This is a genomic window from Streptomyces sp. NPDC002785 (assembly GCF_040295565.1).
Lineage (GTDB): Bacteria > Actinomycetota > Actinomycetes > Streptomycetales > Streptomycetaceae > Streptomyces.
The window spans coordinates 12,095-29,652 of sequence record NZ_JBEOVN010000041.1 but is presented as its reverse complement, the minus strand read 5'-3'; the positions used below and the strand labels follow the sequence as shown (position 1 = coordinate 29,652).

General features: G+C 69.5%; 11 protein-coding genes, 1 tRNA gene and 1 pseudogene. 12 read left to right on the top strand and 1 reads right to left on the bottom strand.

What is annotated here, in order from left to right; all coding sequences use genetic code 11:
- Window positions 1-178: 178 nt before the first annotated feature.
- From ABTZ94_RS13170 to ABTZ94_RS13115, 12 genes and pseudogenes are all read left to right on the top strand, one after another.
- The gene (locus ABTZ94_RS13170; protein ID WP_351200498.1) at window positions 179-3,901 is read left to right on the top strand and encodes a ThuA domain-containing protein; all 3,723 of its coding nucleotides are present in this window, start codon (window positions 179-181) and stop codon (window positions 3,899-3,901) included.
- Window positions 3,902-4,025: 124 nt separating this feature from the next.
- Window positions 4,026-5,105: an inositol-3-phosphate synthase gene (locus ABTZ94_RS13165; RefSeq protein ID WP_351200496.1), complete on the top strand. Its 1,080-nt coding sequence runs from the start codon at window positions 4,026-4,028 to the stop codon at window positions 5,103-5,105.
- Window positions 5,106-5,140: 35 nt separating this feature from the next.
- Window positions 5,141-6,160 carry an SCO3242 family prenyltransferase gene (locus ABTZ94_RS13160; protein ID WP_351200494.1) on the top strand — a complete coding sequence of 340 codons (1,020 nt, stop codon included), beginning with the start codon at window positions 5,141-5,143 and terminating at the stop codon, window positions 6,158-6,160.
- Window positions 6,157-7,014, top strand: a complete 858-nt coding sequence (locus ABTZ94_RS13155) for a sugar phosphate isomerase/epimerase family protein (RefSeq protein ID WP_351200492.1) — start codon at window positions 6,157-6,159, stop codon at window positions 7,012-7,014. The genes ABTZ94_RS13160 and ABTZ94_RS13155 overlap by 4 nt, the downstream gene beginning before the upstream one ends.
- 24 nt (window positions 7,015-7,038) lie before the next feature.
- A complete protein-coding gene (locus ABTZ94_RS13150) occupies window positions 7,039-7,707 on the top strand; it encodes an EboA domain-containing protein (RefSeq protein ID WP_351200490.1) in 669 nt (222 codons plus the stop codon).
- On the top strand, window positions 7,707-8,555 hold the full coding sequence (locus ABTZ94_RS13145) for a TatD family hydrolase (RefSeq protein ID WP_351200488.1): 849 nt from the start codon (window positions 7,707-7,709) through the stop codon (window positions 8,553-8,555). The genes ABTZ94_RS13150 and ABTZ94_RS13145 overlap by 1 nt, the downstream gene beginning before the upstream one ends.
- A gap of 4 nt (window positions 8,556-8,559) precedes the next feature.
- Window positions 8,560-9,735, top strand: a complete 1,176-nt coding sequence (gene eboE, locus ABTZ94_RS13140) for a metabolite traffic protein EboE (protein WP_351200520.1) — start codon at window positions 8,560-8,562, stop codon at window positions 9,733-9,735.
- A complete protein-coding gene (locus ABTZ94_RS13135; protein ID WP_351200486.1) occupies window positions 9,732-11,138 on the top strand; it encodes an alkaline phosphatase family protein in 1,407 nt (468 codons plus the stop codon). The genes eboE and ABTZ94_RS13135 overlap by 4 nt, the downstream gene beginning before the upstream one ends.
- Window positions 11,139-11,187: 49 nt before the next feature.
- A complete protein-coding gene (locus ABTZ94_RS13130; protein ID WP_351200485.1) occupies window positions 11,188-12,339 on the top strand; it encodes a sugar phosphate isomerase/epimerase family protein in 1,152 nt (383 codons plus the stop codon).
- Between the two features lie 601 nt (window positions 12,340-12,940).
- A tRNA-Leu gene (locus tag ABTZ94_RS13125) sits at window positions 12,941-13,028 on the top strand.
- Window positions 13,029-13,581: 553 nt separating this feature from the next.
- A pseudogene (locus ABTZ94_RS13120) lies at window positions 13,582-13,949 on the top strand (transposase); the annotation flags it as partial.
- 608 nt (window positions 13,950-14,557) lie between these two features.
- Complete coding sequence (locus ABTZ94_RS13115) at window positions 14,558-15,757, top strand: hypothetical protein (RefSeq protein ID WP_351200483.1); 1,200 nt, start codon at window positions 14,558-14,560, stop codon at window positions 15,755-15,757.
- Here ABTZ94_RS13115 and ABTZ94_RS13110 read toward each other — a convergent pair.
- Window positions 15,741-17,558, bottom strand: a complete 1,818-nt coding sequence (locus ABTZ94_RS13110) for an asparagine synthase-related protein (protein WP_351200481.1) — start codon at window positions 17,556-17,558, stop codon at window positions 15,741-15,743. The two genes, ABTZ94_RS13115 and ABTZ94_RS13110, sit on opposite strands and share 17 nt — an antisense overlap.

Genomic DNA, 17,558 nt, shown 5'->3' with positions numbered 1-17,558 from the left:
AAGACCGCCGCGTATGGGCTTTCCGTCCAGGACGAACAGGTCTACCGTCCACCACGTGTACATGACATAACTCGGGTCGCGGGCGCCCCACAGGCCCCGTACGACCTGCGCGGCAGTCCCCGCGCAGAACGGCACGGCAGCACCCGCCCGTACAACCGGCACTCTCCGGAGGACACTCGTGCACATAACCAGATACAGGAGCAGAACCCGGCTCCGCGTCCGTACGTCCCTCGCACTACTCACCGGCGGTCTGCTCACCGCGGCCACTCTCGCCCTCGGCGCCTCGCCCGGAGCGGCCGTGGAAGGACCGTCGTCGCCGGCCGCCACCGACGCCGCGGCCGAGGCATTCCAGCAGGTCACCCTCGCCAAGGGCGCGGCCGAGACCGGCGAGCCCATGACCCTCGCCGTCCTCCCCGACCGCAGCGTGCTGCACACCTCGCGCACCGGCGAGCTGCGCCTCACGGACAGCGGCGGGAACACTCGGGTCGTGGGGTCCGTCCCCGTGTACTCGCACGACGAAGAGGGCCTCCAGGGCGTCGCCATCGACCCCGACTTCAGCAGGAACCGGGCCATCTACCTCTACTACGCGCCCCCGCTGGACACCCCCTCCGGAGACGCGCCGGAGAGCGGCACCGCCGCCGACTTCGCCAAGTTCGACGGGGTGAACCGCCTCTCGCGCTTCGTCCTGAAGGCCGACGGCACCCTCGACAACGCCAGCGAGAAGAAGATCCTCGACATCCCGGCCTCGCGCGGCATCTGCTGCCACGTCGGCGGCGACATCGACTTCGACGCCCAGGGCAACCTGTATCTGTCGACCGGCGACGACTCCAACCCGTTCGCCTCCGACGGTTACACCCCGATCGACCAGCGCCCCGACCGCAACCCGGCGTTCGACGCCAGGCGCAGCGCCGGCAACACCAACGACCTGCGCGGCAAGATTATCCGGATCAAGGTCGCCGAGGACGGCTCGTACACCATCCCCGACGGGAACCTCTTCGCACCGGGTACGGACAAGACCCGCCCCGAGATCTACGCGATGGGCTTCCGCAACCCGTTCCGGTTCTCCGTCGACAAGGCCACCGGCATCCTCTACGTCGGCGACTACGGGCCCGACGCGGGCGCGGCCGACGCCAAGCGCGGACCGGCCGGTCAGGTCGAGTTCGCCCGGGTGACCGAGCCGGGCAACTTCGGCTGGCCGTTCTGCACCGGTAAGAACGACGCGTACGTCGACTACGACTTCGCGACGAAGACGTCCGGCGCGTCCTTCGACTGCAACGCCCCGAAGAACACCTCGCCGCACAACACCGGCCTCGTGGACCTGCCGCCCGCCCAGCCCGCCTGGATTCCCTACGACGGCGGATCGGTGCCCGAGTTCGGCACCGGCTCCGAGTCGCCGACGGGCGGACCCGTCTACCACTACGACGCCAACCTCGACTCGCCCGTGAAGTTCCCCGAGGCCTACGACGGGCAGTTCTTCGCCGGAGAGTTCGGCCGGCGCTGGATCAAGGCCATCAAGCACGACGCCGACGGCACCGTCCAGTCCATCAACCCCGTCCCGTGGACCGGGACCCAGGTGATGGACATGGCCTTTGGACCCGACGGGGCGCTGTACGTCCTCGACTACGGCACCAGCTGGTTCGGCGGCGACGCGAACTCCGCCCTCTACCGCATCGAGAACGCCACCGGCGGCCGCTCGCCCAACGCCGTCGCGTCTTCCGACAAGACCTCGGGCACGACGCCGCTCAAGGTGAGCTTCTCCTCGGAGGGCACCGTGGACCCGGACGGCGACCCGCTGACGTACGCCTGGGACTTCGGTGACGGCGGCACCTCGACGGCGGCCAACCCCACGTACACGTACAAGAAGAACGGCACCTACACGGCGACCGTCACCGCCAAGGACCCGACCGGCCGGAGCGCGTCCGCGAGTGTCCATGTCACGGTCGGTAACACGGCACCGAAGGTGGAACTGAAACTCCCCGGTGACGGCCAGCTGTTCAGTTTCGGTGACGAGGTCCCGTTCAAGGTGACCGTCACCGATCCCGAGGACGGCACGATCGACTGCTCCAAGGTCGAGGTCCGCTTTGTCCTCGGCCACGACAGCCATGGCCACCCCATCACCACCGTCAACGGGTGCTCCGGCACGATCAAGACAACCGTCGACGGCGGACACGACCCGAACGCCAACATCTTCGGGGTCATCGACGCCTCCTACACGGACGGCGGAGGCGGCGGCCAGGCGTCCCTGTCCGGTCACGACCAGGCGCAGCTCCAGCCGAGGCACCGCCAGGCCGAGCACTTCAGCGCCTCGTCCGGGATCAAGGTCTACGACAAGGCGACCGCCAACGGCGGCAAGACCGTCGGCGACATCCACAACGGCGACTGGATCTCCTTCAAGCCGTACATCCTCGGCGACTCGAACAAGCTCACCGCCCGCATCGCGTCCGGTGGCAGCGGAGGAATCCTGGAGATACGGGCAGGCTCGGCGACCGGTACGCTCCTGGGCTCGACCCCGGTACCGGTGACCGGCGGCTGGGAGACCTTCCAGGACGTCGACGTCACCTTGCGCAACGTCCCCAAGAAGGCCACCGAGCTCTTCCTCGTCTTCAAGGGAGGCGACGGAGCGCTGTACGACGTCGACGACTTCGAGCTCACCCACAGCACCGCAGGCAAGACCGCCAAGCGGGTCCTGGTCTTCTCGAAGACGGCCGGCTTCCGCCACGACGCGATTCCCGACGGCATCGCCGCGCTGAAGGAGCTCGGCAAGAGCAGCGACATCACCGTCGACGCGACGGAGGAGGCCCGCCAGTTCACCACGGGCAACCTGGCGCGGTACGACGCCGTCGTCTTCCTGTCGACGACCGGTGATGTGCTCAACGCCGACCAGCAGAAGGCATTCGAGAACTACGTGGCCACCGGCGGTGGCTACATGGGCGTCCACGCGGCGGCGGACACGGAGTACGACTGGCCGTTCTACGGCGGACTCGTCGGGGCGTACTTCTCCTCGCACCCCGCCATCCAGCCCGCCACCGTTCGCGTCGAGGACCACAAGCACCCGGCCACCGCCCACCTCGACGACGAGTGGAACCGCACCGACGAGTGGTACAACTACCGCACCAACCCGCGCGGTCAGGCCAAGGTCCTCGCCACACTCGACGAGACGACCTACACCGGCGGCACCATGAAGGGCGACCACCCGATCACCTGGTGCCAGGCCTACCAGGGCGGCCGCTCCTTCTACACCGGTCTCGGCCACACCAAGGAGTCGTACGCCGAACCGGCCCTCCGGGGACTCCTCCTCGGCGGCATGCGGTACGCGGCCGGTCAGGTGAAGGCCGACTGCAAGCCCGGCACCGGGTACCAGTCGATCTTCAACGGCAAGACCCTCGAAGGGTGGAAGCAGGCCGGCCCCGGAAAGTTCGACATCGTCGACGGTGAACTGCGCTCCGAGGGCGGCATGGGTCTGCTCACCTACCAGGCCAAGGAGCTCGGGTCGTACTCGCTCAAGCTCGACTGGAAGATGGAGGGCGACGACAACTCCGGTGTCTTCGTCGGCTTCCCGGAGTCCGACGACCCCTGGTCCGCGGTGAACAACGGCTACGAGGTCCAGATCGACGCCACCGACGCGCCCGACCGCACCACGGGCTCGGTCTACACCTTCAAGGCGGCGGACATCAAGGCCCGCGATCAGGCCCTGCGGCCGCCCGGCCAGTGGAACAGTTACGAGATCAAGGTCCAGGGCGAACGTCTCCAGGTCTTCCTCAACGGAGTGAAGATCAACGATTTCACCAACACCGATCCGGTACGGAGCCTGAAGGACGGCTACATCGGCATCCAGAACCACGGTGCCAATGACCATGTGTCCTTCCGCAACATCCAGCTGAAGGCACTGCCCTCGGCGTAGGGCGCTCGCTCCGGCCGACGGCGGGCGGGGACATTCCCCCGCCCGCCGTCTCCGCTCCTGTTCCCCCCGTCGCACAGTGCCACTCGCTCTGCCCAGCCAGCACCCCCAGCCAGGGAGGCAGCCCATGTCAGCACCCGCCGTTCGTACCGGAGTCTGGTTCATCGGAGCACGCGGCTCCGTCGCCACCACCGCCACGGCGGGATGCGCGGCGGTGGCGGCGGGGCTCCACCCGGCGGCAGGCATGGTCACCGAGACCCCGCCGTTCGCCGACAGCGGGCTGCCCACCCTCACCTCACTGGTCTTCGGCGGACACGACACCGTCGGCTGTCCCCTGCCCAAACGCGCCGAGGCACTGGCCACCGGGGGAGTGCTGCCGCACGGCCTGCCCTCGGCGGTACGCTCCGAACTCGCCGCAGCCGACGCGGAGATACGGCCCGGCGGGCCACTGCCCGGCGACACCCGCAGCGACGAGGAGCTCATCACCGCCTTCGCCGCCGACCTCGCGGACTTCGGGCACCGCAACGACCTGGCCAGGACGGTCGTGGTCAACGTCGCCTCCACGGAACCGGTCCCGGCCCCCGGCGAGCGGCGGCTGCCCACCAGCTCGCTCTATGCCGCGGCAGCGCTCCGGGCCGGCTGCCCGTACATCAACTTCACCCCTTCGACCGGGTTGCGCGCCCCCGCCCTCCAGGACACTGTCGCGGGCTGCGGACTTCCTCACGCGGGCCGCGACGGCAAGACCGGCCAGACGCTGCTCCGCTCCGTACTCGCCCCGATGTTCGTACAACGCGCCCTGCCCGTACGGGCCTGGTCGGGCACCAACCTGCTGGGCGGCGGGGACGGAGCGGCGCTGGCCGACCCGGGCGCGGCCGCGGCCAAGAACGCGGGCAAGGAACGCGTCCTCGCCGACACGCTGGGAACCGCGCCCGAGGGCGAGGTCCACATCGACGACGTACCGGCCCTCGGCGACTGGAAGACGGCGTGGGACCACATCGCGTTCGACGGATTTCTCGGGGCGCGCATGGTGCTCCAGACGACCTGGCAGGGGTGCGACTCCGCACTGGCCGCACCTCTGGTCCTGGACCTGGCCAGACTGGTGGCCCGCGCCCACGAGAAGGGGCTGACCGGCCCTTTGCCCCAGCTCGGCTTCTACTTCAAGGACCCGGACGGCGGCCCGGCCGCACTCTTCGAGCAGTACGGGTAGCTGCTGGCCTTCGCCGACACGCTGCGGGGGGAGAAGTGACGGTACGGGCCTGGGCGGAACTGCTGCGGGTGTCGGCGCTGTTCACCGTCCCCGGCGACGCACTCGCCGGAGCGGCGGCGAGGGGCCGGCGCCCCGACCGGGGCACCGCGCTCGCCATCGGCGCCTCGCTCTGCCTGTACGAGGCAGGCATGGCGCTCAACGACTGGGCCGACCGCGACGAGGACGCCATCGACCGCCCGCACCGGCCGATCCCCTCGGGCCGCATCGCTCCTGGCGCGGCTCTCGCGGCGGCGGGCGCGCTGACGGCCGCGGGCCTGGGCCTCGCCGCCCGGGCCGGCCGCCCGGCCCTCGCCGTCGCCACGGGGCTGGCGGCGACGGTCTGGGCGTACGACCTCCGTCTCAAACACACCCCGGCGGGACCGGCGGCGATGGCGGCGGCGCGAGGACTGGATCTGCTGCTCGGGGCCACCGCCACCGGTGCGGCGAAGAGACCGACGCGTTGGGGTTCGGGTTCGGGCCCGGCTCCTGGTGCGGCTGCGCGCGGCGGCCTGCGCAGTGCCCTTCCGGCCGCAGGACTGCTCGGCGCGCACACCTACGCCGTCACTGCCGTCTCCCGGCACGAGGCGCAGGGCGGATCCACCACCGTTCCCCTCGCCGCGCTCGCTGCCATCACCGCACTGGGCGCCGCGGCCCTGCGCAAGCCCGGGGGCGCACTCCCGGAACCGGGGAGGCCAGAGGACTCGCCCCCGCACGCGGGTCACGGCCGGACGCGGGAGGCGCACGGGCCCTGGGTCACCCCGGCCTCCACCACTCCCCGCCTCCTCCTGACCGCGCTCACCGGCAGCTACTTCCGTACCGCCGCCGGGCCCCTCCTCCACGCAGCCCTCAACCCGTCCGCGCCGCTCACCCAGCGCGCCGTCGGCGGCGGCATCCGGGCGATGATCCCGCTCCAGGCCGCCCTCGCCGCCCGCGCGGGAGCAGCAGGTACGGGGCTCGCCGTCATGGGACTCGTCCCGCTCGCCCGCACCCTCGCCCGGAAGGTGAGCCTCACATGACGATCCGCCTCGGCTACGGCACCAACGGACTCACCGACCTCCGCCTGGACGACGCCCTCGGACTCCTCGCCGATCTCGGGTACGACGGGGTCGGACTGACTCTCGACCACATGCACCTCGACCCCCTCGCCCCCGACGTCGCCGCGCGCACGCGCCACGTGGCGTCCAGGCTCCAGGAACTGGGCCTCGGCGTCACCGTGGAGACCGGCGCCCGTTACGTCCTGGACCCCCGCCGCAAGCACGGCCCGTCCCTCCTCGACCCGGACCCCGAGGCCCGCGCATCCCGCACCCGGCTGCTCGTCCGGGCCGTTGGCATCGCCGCCGACCTCGGCGCCCACGCCGTGCACTGCTTCAGCGGCATCACCCCACCGGACACCGCCCCCGACACCGCCTGGCAGCGGCTCACCGACTCCCTCGCCCCCGTCCTGGATGCCGCCGACCGCTCCGGCATCCCCCTGGCGATCGAGCCCGAGCCCGGACACCTCCTCGCCAGCCTCGCCGACTTCCACCACCTGCGCGTCCTCAGCGGCGATCCACCACCGCTCGGACTCACCCTCGACATCGGCCACTGCCAATGCCTGGAGCCCGCCCCGCCCGCCGACTGCGTCCGCGACGCCGCCCCCTGGCTGCGGCACGTCCAGATCGAGGACATGCGCAGAGGCGTCCACGAACACCTCCCGTTCGGCGATGGCGAGATCGACTTCCCGCCCGTACTCGAAGCGCTCGACGCCCTCCCGGACACCGGCTACCGCGGTCTGACCGTCGTCGAGCTGCCCCGTCACTCCCACGCCGGACCCGAACTCGCCCGCACCTCCATCGAGTTCCTCCGCAAGCACGGCCCGTCAGGACGCTGAAACCGCGAAGGGAGCGACGACGCCATGCCGATGAACCCGACGACCACACCGCTGCTGACCCGCAAGGAACTCGACGCCCGGCTCGGCGGAGCCGCGCGCGCCTGGCTCGACGAGGCCCTCGCCGAGGCGGAGCACGCCGCTTCCCACGGAGACACCGAACAGCGGCCCGGCAGCCCGTACGCCGTACCGCCGTGGGAGCTGCGGTACGCAGCCGCCGGCCGGCACTGCGGACTCGAACACGCCGACTCCGTACGCGCCCTGCTGCTCATCGAGGCCCGCGCCGCACTGCCCGCCCTGACCAGGCTCTACGAGCAGGGCACCGCCGCCGAACGACGCGCCGTCCTGCTCACCCTGCACCGGCTGGACCTCGGCCCCACCGCCCTTCCGCTCATCGAGGACGCCCTGCGCACCAATGACACCCGGCTGGTCGCCGCGGCCGTCGGCCCGTACGCCGCCGCCCATCTCGACGCGCACAACTGGCGCCACGCCATTCTCAAATGCCTGTTCACCGGTGTCCCCGTAGATGCCGTCGACCAACTGGCACGGCGCTCGCGCGGCGACGCGGAACTCGCCCGCATGCTCGGCGACTTCGCGGCCGAACGGCTCGCCGCGGGCCGCAGCGTCCCCGCCGGTCTCACCCGCGTGCTCGACCTCACCACCCCCGGCCCTGCCACCCCCACGGAGGAGTCCTGATGCGCATCTTCGACCCCCACATCCATATGACCTCCCGCACCACGGACGACTATCAGGCGATGTACGACGCGGGTGTCCGCGCCCTCGTGGAACCCTCCTTCTGGCTCGGCCAGCCCCGCACCTCACCCGCCAGCTTCTTCGACTACTTCGACGCCCTGCTCGGCTGGGAACCCTTCCGCGCCGCCCAGTACGGCATCGCCCACCACTGCACGCTCGCCCTCAACCCCAAAGAGGCGAACAACCCCCGCTGCACCCCCGTCCTGGACGCCCTGCCCCGCTATCTCGTCAAGGACTCCGTCGTCGCCGTCGGTGAGATCGGCTACGACTCCATGACCCCGGCCGAGGACACCGCCCTGGCCGCACAGCTCCAGCTTGCCGCCGACCACGGCCTGCCCGCCCTCGTGCACACCCCGCACCGCGACAAGCTCGCCGGACTGCACCGCACTCTCGACGTCATCCGCGAATCCCACCTCCCCCCGGAGCGGGTCCTGCTCGATCACCTCAACGAGACGACCGTGAAGGACGCCAGGGACAGCGGCTGCTGGGCCGGCTTCTCCATCTACCCCGACACCAAGATGGACGAGGACCGCATGATCGCGATCCTCAAGACCCACGGCACCGAGAAGGTCCTGGTCAACTCGGCCGCCGACTGGGGCAGGAGCGACCCCCTCAAGACCCGCAAAGTGGGCGACGCGATGCTCGCCGCCGGGTTCGGCGAGGACGACGTCGACCAGGTGCTCTGGCGCAACCCCGTCGCCTTCTACGGGCAGAGCGGCCGGCTCCAGCTCGACATCGCCGCGCCGGAACCACTCCATGAAGGCAACTCCATCCTGCGAGGAGGGGAGTGAGGCGATGCGCTTCCGCCACCCCGACGGCTCCACCGTCCACCTCTCGTACTGCACCAACGTCCACCCCGCCGAGACGCTCGACGGGGTCCGCACCCAACTGCGCGACCACTGCGAACCCGTCCGCAAACGCCTCGGCCGGGACAGGCTCGGCATCGGCCTCTGGCTCGCCAGGGACGCCGCCCGCAGCCTGATCAACGACCCGTCCCAGCTGCGCTCCCTGCGCGCCGAACTGGACCGCCGCGGCCTGGAAGTCGTCACCCTCAACGGCTTCCCGTACGAGGGATTCGGCGCCGACGAGGTCAAGTACCGGGTGTACAGGCCGGACTGGACGGACCCGGAGCGGCTCGCCCACACCACCGACCTCGCCCGTCTCCTGGCCGGTCTGCTCCCCGACGACGTCACCGAAGGGACCATCTCCACCCTCCCGATCGCCTGGCGCACCCCGTTCGACTCCGACGCCGAGGCGGCCGGTCTCGCCCACATCGCGCTCACCACCCTCGCGCAGCGCCTCGACGCGCTGGCCGAACTCACCGGCAAGTCCATCCGCATCGGCCTCGAACCCGAGCCGGGCTGCACGGTCGAGACCACCGCCGACGCCATCGCACCGCTCACCGCCGTCGGACACCAGCGCATCGGCATCTGTATCGACACCTGCCACCTGGCCACCTCCTTCGAGGACCCCGACACCGCCGTCGACGCGCTCGACACAGCGGGCATCCCGGTCGCCAAGGCCCAGCTCTCCGCCGCACTGCACGCCGAACACCCCCACCTTCCCGAGGTGCGCACCGCACTCGCCGCCTTCGCCGAGCCCCGCTTCCTCCACCAGACCCGCACCAGCACCGCCGCCGGGCTGCGCGGCACCGACGACCTCGACGAGGCGGTCACCGGCCGGGCCCTGCCCGACGGCGCCCCGTGGCGCGCCCACTTCCACGTCCCCCTGCACGCACCTCCCGCACCACCGCTCACCTCCACCCTTCCCGTGCTCCGGTCCACACTGACCCGACTGGTCGGCGGCGCGCGACCCCTCACCAGGCACCTGGAGGTCGAGACGTACACCTGGCAGGCGCTCCCGGCCGCACTGCGCCCCCGCACCCGCACCCAGCTCGCCGACGGCATCGCCGCCGAACTCACCCTTGCCCGCGACCTCCTGGTCGACCTCGGCCTCAAGGAGCTCCCATGACCGCAGCCGAGCAGACCACCACGCCCGCCACACCCACCCCGCTTCTCGTTCTCGATGTCGTCGGCCTCACCCCACAGCTCCTCGACCACATGCCGCACCTCAAGGCCCTGGGGCAGTCCGGCACCCGCGCCCCTCTCGGCACCGTTCTCCCCGCCGTCACCTGCGCGGCCCAGTCCACCTTCCTCACCGGTACCACCCCCGCCGAGCACGGCATCGTCGCCAACGGCTGGTACTTCCGCGAGCTCGGCGACGTCCTCCTCTGGCGCCAGCACAACGGACTGGTCGCCGGGGACAAACTCTGGGACGCCGCCCGCCGTGCCCATCCCGGCTACACCGTCGCCAACATCTGCTGGTGGTACGCGATGGGTGCCGACACCGACATCACCGTCACCCCGCGCCCCGTCTACTACGCCGACGGCCGCAAGGAACCCGACTGCTACACCCGGCCGCCCGCCCTGCACGACGAACTCACCGAAAAACTTGGCACATTCCCCCTCTTCCACTTCTGGGGCCCCGGCGCCGACCTCGTCTCCTCCCAGTGGATCATCGACGCGACCCGGCACATCCTCGACACCCACCACCCCGACCTGGCCCTGTGCTACCTCCCGCATCTCGACTACGACCTGCAGCGCTACGGCCCCGACGACCCCCGCTCGTACCGGGCCGCGGCCGATCTCGACCGGGCCGTGGCACCCCTCCTGGACGACGCCCGCCGCGAAGGCCGCACCGTCGTCGCCCTCTCCGAATACGGCATCACCCGCGTCGACCGGCCCATCGACATCAACCGGGCCCTGCGCCGCGCCGGCCTCCTGGAGGTCCACACCCAGGACGGCATGGAATACCTCGACCCGATGGCCTCCCGCGCCTTCGCCGTCGCCGACCACCAGCTCGCCCACATCTACGTACGCCGCCCCGAAGACCTCGAAGCGACCCGCGAAGCCCTCCAGGACCTGCCGGGCATCGATCAGCTCCTCGACGACGAGGGCAAGAAGGCACACGGCCTGGACCACCCACGCTCCGGCGAGCTGGTCGCCGTCGCGGACCCGGACGCCTGGTTCACGTACTACTACTGGCTCGACGACGCCCACGCGCCCGACTTCGCGCAGCTCGTCGAGATCCACCGCAAGCCCGGCTACGACCCCGTCGAACTCTTCCTGGACCCCCAGGACCCGTACGTCCGGGTCAAGGCCGCCGCGGCCGTCGCCCGCAAGAAACTCGGCATGCGCTACCGCATGGCGGTCGTACCGCTGGACCCGTCACCTGTTCGCGGCAGCCATGGCCGCCTTCCCATGAGCGACGAAGACGGTCCGCTCATCCTGTGCTCCACCCCCCACGCGTTCACCGGCCCCGTCCGGGCCACCGAAGTGAAGTCCTTGCTCCTCACGCTTGCCGGCCTCGCATGAGATCGGTCCGTGCACAGCGTTTCGAGCATCTTCGAGAAGGAGAGAGACCGTGACCGCGTACAACGACGAATCCGGAACGGACGGCGCCCTGCGCCGCAGCCTCGGCGTCAGTCGCCGCCGCTTTCTGAGCACCTGCACGGCCGCTGCGGCAGCGGCGATCGCGGCGCCCGCCTTCGGCGCGTCGCCGGCCCTCGCCCAGACCGCTTCCGGCAAGGGGCGGGGCGTCGGCCAGGCTCTGATCCCGGCGGCGAAACGAGGAATCATCCTCTACACCGTGCGCGACGCCACGGGCCGGGATCCACTCAGCACCGACCTTCCCTCGGGCTTCCGTGAGGTCTTCAGGGAGCTGGCCCACTACGGCTACCAGCAGGTCGAGTTCGCCGGGTACGGCCAGCACGCCAACGCACCCGGCGGAAGCAACCTCGAATCGGTGGAAGGCGCGAAGCTGCTGCGCTCGTGGCTGGACGACTACGGTCTGCGCGCCCAGGGCAACCACGGCTTCATCCCGTCGTCCTGGCCGCTGAACCAAAGCGACCTGGACCAGTTCAAGCGCCACCTCGAAATAGCGAACATCCTCGGCATGGAACACATGGGCACCGGTGGTGACCCCACCGGCAGCGCCTACCGTGCCGACTGGGACGTGGCCGCCGACAAGTGGAACACGCTGGGACGGATCGCTCAGGACGCGGGCATCAAGCTGTACACCCACAACCACGACGCGGCCTACGGCTTCCTGCTCGACGGCGGCCCGCTGGACGCACAGGGCCGCCCCACCCGCAGCTCCGGCATCCGCAAGCTCGAGTACTTCCTTCAGGTCACCGACCCGAAGTCCGTATGGCTGGAGATGGACATCTTCTGGGCGCACGTCGCTCAGTACAAGTTCCACACCTACACCGCGCACGACGGATCGCAGCAGGAGAACATCTTCGACCCGGCGGCACTGGTCCGCTGCAACACCAAGCGCTACCCGCTGTTCCACGCCAAGGACGGCATCGTCAACACAACCAGCGGCCAAGGCTACGACATGGTCCCCTTCGGTACCGGGGTCATCGACTACCGGACGTTCTTCCGCCGCGTCGGGGCGAAGAACTACCACAACCCGATGGTCGAGCAGGACAACGCACCGAGCTCGACCGTCCCCGCGCAGTCCCTGAACCATGCGCGGACCGGCTACGACAACTTGGCGGCGCTGCGCAAGTAGGACATCGCCGGCACCGGAAGGGCGGTCCGCGCCTCACCCCGAAATCCTGACGACCAGGGAACAGCGCAAACGCCCGCCCGATGAGATCAGGCACCGTGCGCTCCACGGCCGTCACCAGGAGCGTGCGGCGCCTGACCAGCACCCCGAACTGCGCGGCCAACCCCGGGGCCGGCCGGGAATCCGCCGGTCGTTCTCCCCGGTCCGGCGATGATGACCGCGCCCTTGCAGGCCCACGCCCCCCACCACCATGCTGCCCGTACCGGAGCCCACCTGCCCGGAGATCAGCTCCTGCGGTGCCGGGGCAGACGACTTCCCGGCTGATCGGCTGCGGATTCGGGGCGATGTCCCGCACCAGCGGACGTCCCGGCCGGGGAGAGGCTGTCGGGGAACTTTCCGGACCACCACCTGATGCCATGACCACCGGGATGCACCAAGCGTACGCACGCGGCGACGGACTGTACGCAAGGCGAAGCGAAGTGCGCCGGATTGCGCCGAGACCGTCCGGAGCACCGCACTGACCACCGCAAACGCAGGTGAGAGGCACCCCGAACCCCTGGTATTGTTTTCCATGTCGCCGCGGGAAACCGGGGCCGACCACCTGGTCCGGGTGGCGGAATGGCAGACGCGCTAGCTTGAGGTGCTAGTGCCCTTTATCGGGCGTGGGGGTTCAAGTCCCCCCTCGGACACCAGCTGAGACCCCTGTTGATCAGGGGTTTTCTGCTTTTCTGGGCAGTGGCGTGACCAAACAAAGGGAACCGCGCTCCGGGCCGCTCTTCACGTCCTGGACAAGTCCCTGGGCCGCTTCCTGGCCACCCACACCACAGATGCACGGCGGTCGGGCCACTTCCTTCCAGATCCTTCCGTACGTCGGGGCGACTGCCGAAGAGGTCAAGGCACTGTCCGGAATCTTCGTCACCGTCGAACGGTCGGGGAAGACCGGTCGGTCGGCCACCGTTTTCACGATCCGCGGTGACCATTCCGACCATGCTCAGGAACCGGTCTCCCCTTCCGAGGGCCCCAGCCGGCCACCCTGGAATGGGTGCAGCGGGCCGCGGTCGTCCAGCTCGACGCCTACCGACCCGCCAGCATTCCGGCACCGAAGCGGGCCCCGGAACCGGTCCCCGTGAAGCGGTCGGCCGCTCCCGTTCCCGCTCTGACTGACAACCCGTTCCGCGCTCTGCTCTGACCACTCGAACAAACCAAAGAACGCCCCGCCGGTAATCGGCAGGGGCGTTCGACGACGGCGGCGGATCCATCCAGTATCTGGAGGTCCGGCACCGCGGACACCCACCGTCGAGGACCACATCCGCCGCGGCAAGGACACCGGCTTCGGCCGCTTTTCCTCCCGCCACTTCCTGGTGAACGCGGCCTGGCCGGAGCTGTCCCTGGCTGCGATCGACCTGCTTGCCCGGACCTGCACCCTGCTGCTGGACGGTGACCAGGCCACCGCCGAACCAAAGAAGCTCCGCTACCGGCTCCTGCACGTCGCCGCCCGCCTCACCCGCGGCGGCCGCCGCCTGCGCTTGTGGATCGCCGAAACCTGGCCCTGGCGGAACGAACTCGCCACCGCCTTCCACCGCCTCGTCCCGCTACCCCGCCCGGTCTCCTGACGGCCACATCTCCTGACCGCCCGCGACCCGAAAGACCTTGGAGAATCCGGCCCCGCGTCGGCACCCCGGCATGCCCACACGACGAAAACGTCACGACTCCCCACGAGTTGACGACGATCAGCGTCCCGTCAGGGCAACCGAAACGAGTCAAACGCATACCAAAGCACTAGGTTACCGGTATTGAGGCTAGGCCGTCCGGAGGCATCCGGATGGTGATCCGACGGATCACCACGGACGATGGTGCTCGAGCCCCCGGCGCAGCGCCAGGTCTCCTGGGTCCGCTGCGGGGGTCGGATGATCCGCGCCGCCAGCACGAGGTATGTGCCGCAGGAGGTCGACAGGGGTTCGTCAGGCGGCGCTTCACCCGTGCAGTGCCCCAGTGACGGTCGAAGGAGACACCTTGTGGGTCAGGTCCTGTTGGGGGATGCAACTGCCGACCGGCGGGACTCTTCCCGGTCGGCTTCGGGTGTGTCCGGTCGCCGTCACCGTTGGCACATCGCGCACGGTTTACGACGTCAAGAGGTGATCACGTGAAGACTCCACCCAGGTCGGGCGTTGGCTTGCACCCGCGGGCGCGACGGATACCAACGAGAACAAGACGGTCACGGGTGGCCGTGGTATTGATCCTGCTGGTCTTTCTCCTGACGACGTTGGTGCTGGGTTCGTTCGGCATCGAAGACTTCGGGAAGGCCCTGACCTTCCCGGGTCGCGTCACCGGTGCCGTTCTTCTCGTGGTCTCGCTCAGCACGTTGTTGGGCGCTGCCGCGGTCCTGGACCACTGGTTCTGGAACAGCTTCGCCTACTCCGGCGTGGTCGCGCTGATCGGCGCGGTCGCGGCATTGTTGACCAACGCCATGTTCCTGGTCGAGACATGGAAGAACGGCGATTCCCCGTTCTACCCGACGGTGCTGGGCGTGCTCACGGCGGGTTCGGCATGGGCTGTCTTCGCGGTGTGGCGGACATCGGTCGTGATCCCCGCTCCGAAGCGGGTGGCCGCGGCACTGATCGTCTCCTCGGTTATCGCGATAGCCAATTTCGGCTACCAGAATCTCTATCAGCCGTCCCATCGCGGGGCCAGGCCTCTCATCAAGTTGACCGTGGGGACGCCTGTGCTGAGTAAGGACCGTAAGGCATTCGCCCTTCCGGTCGACATCAGGCTCGAGAACCACAACGATGTGGGTTTCTACGTGCTCGGCACCGAGATCCACGCCATGGGGGAACAGGTGCTGCTGAGCGCGAAGGACCGGCTCCGCCAGCAGTGGCGTGCTGATGCCGAGCAGTGGACCAAGTTCGGGGAGACAAACCCGCTCTCCCGCAGGGAGATCCACCAGCCCGGCGAGTTGGTGGAGGCGCAACCATGGATGCAATACGGAGGGTGGATCGAGGCAAACGACACCTTCGCCACCCGAGTGGTTGTGCAAATGCCAATCGACACGCCGTACAACCAGGTAGCGTTCTACGCCACGGCCAGCTTCGCGCGCAAGGACCGGCTCGGCCTGGAGTTGCTCAAATTTGATGGGTACTCCTGGGGTGGCGGCAAGGTGCCCCGATGGAAGCAGAAGGACGTCGACTTCCTCATCTACCGTGCCAGGGTGCACGAAAACAATGCGATCGACGATCGTACGAGGGCCCCCCGCTACGTAACTGTCTATTGGAACTTCGGCACGCATGGCGCAAACGTGGCGGCAGTCGTTGCGCGAAGGGGCGAGGAAGACACCCCGTCAGACACGACGGGCCGGTACGGTCTTGTCGACGCCGTAACGGGCCCGATCGAACGGACGCTGTGGGACGTCAAGAGCCAGCGATGACCGGCATGGCCGCACCGAGCGGGCGGAAGCGCTGGTCCAATTGCTCCAGCCACACCACGAGGGCGAGAGAGCTGTTCATACGATCCCAGGAGTAGGGGTCCCCGATGCCGAGCTGCGCCTCCCTCACCGCCCGGCACAGCGTCTCGACGTCGAACATCTCCGCAATCAGCGGATGCCTCGCGGAGCGGCAGAGGTCGATGAGTTCGTCGCCGTGTGTCCGCAGGCCGCGGGCGTAGAGCTGGTTGAAGGGGATCTTGACCGCTCGGCTGCGGATCCTGGACGGGAGCAGATCTGCCATGGCCTCGCGCAGAACGGCCTTCGGACGCCCCGGATGGAACGTGGTTTCGGCGGGGAGGCGGCGCATCGTGGCGATGACCTCCGGGGCGAGGAAGGGGTGCGAGAGGAAGAAACCGTCCTGCCGTGCGCGGCGCCAGGACAGCGGGTCGGGAGCGACGATGTAATTGGCCGCGTCGTAGAGGGACTGTTCCGGCCTCCGCCCGAACATGAAGCGGCTCTCCTCGATGCCGGCCTCACGGTAGCCGTGAGCCCGCGCGAATCCGATTCGCAGCCATCGGGGGCGGGCGAAGTTGCCGAGGCCGCCGAGCACCGTTCTACGGCGGCGGAGCGCTGTGATCCGTTCGGCTGTCAGCGGAAGAGCCGGCCGCACTACGCAGGCGGAGATGACGTCCCACAAGCCTCGCTCGCTGCCCGCGGCCCAGGCACGCGCCTGCTTCGTCATCTGCCGGAGCTGTCCTGTGCGCGCCAGCCTGTGCAGGTGAAACGGGTTGGCGTCCGCGATCGGATCCGCCCCGCAGCCGGTCATGAGGGTGTCACAGCCCAGTTCCGCCGCAGCGGCATGAAGCCTGCTCCAGAACGGGGCGCGGAAGGCGTGCGCATAAGGCTCGTCCGCGTCTCCCGCATGGTGCTGGAAGTCGTCGAAGTCGTCCACGTCGTCGACATCGACGATCACCGGGCGGGCTGCGGGTGCGTGACGTCGGATCTCCTCCATCGCCTCGTCGAGATACGGCTGCTCTCCAGCCAGTTCTCCTGTGCTGAAGCGCCCGGCGAGGAGGACAAGGTCCCCCGGGTGGCCCTGTCCTGCGGCCAGCAGAAGTGCCGCGAGCAGCGCGACGCTGGTGGAGTCGGTGCCGCCCGAGACGTGGCATGCCGTCATCCTGCCCATACGACGACCGACAGCGTTCTCCAGTGCGAGGCGCAGGTCCTTCGCGGCGCCGCTGAGGCGGAGGCCGTCTGCAGCCGGTACCGACGGGTCTTGGGCCTGGCGGACGTGTCGCGATACCCGACCGCGCATCTGCCCAGTGATCGAAAGTTCCACCACCTCGCCGCCAACGATCCGGTGTACCCCGGCGAAGGGGGTGAGTTCCGAGTGCTGTTGCGCCATGTTCCCGGTCAGATACCGGCAGAAGTAGCGACGTTCCAGCTCTGCTGCACCGCCCAGGCGGTGCGCCGAGGTACTCACCGCGCTCACACGGCCACCGGACTCCCTGAAGAACAGGGGGATGCGCGCATGCTCGTCCCGCATCAGCAGGATGCGGTCGCGGCACACCAGGACAGCGGCATAGTCGCCGGTCGGCAGGCGCGGTGTGGCTCCCGGTCGGCTGAAATCGTCGAGCAGGCTGCGCGCGCCCGCCACGCGGTCACGGACCGAGCCGACCCAGCCGACGACCGCCGCGATGCCGGCTCGTGAGGAGACTGTCGTCACCAGTCCCTGCTGCGCCATGGCCCCGGCCGCCGAGAGCTTCGGTGCGCCCCCGGCCCACTCGAGGCGGAGTGCTTCCAC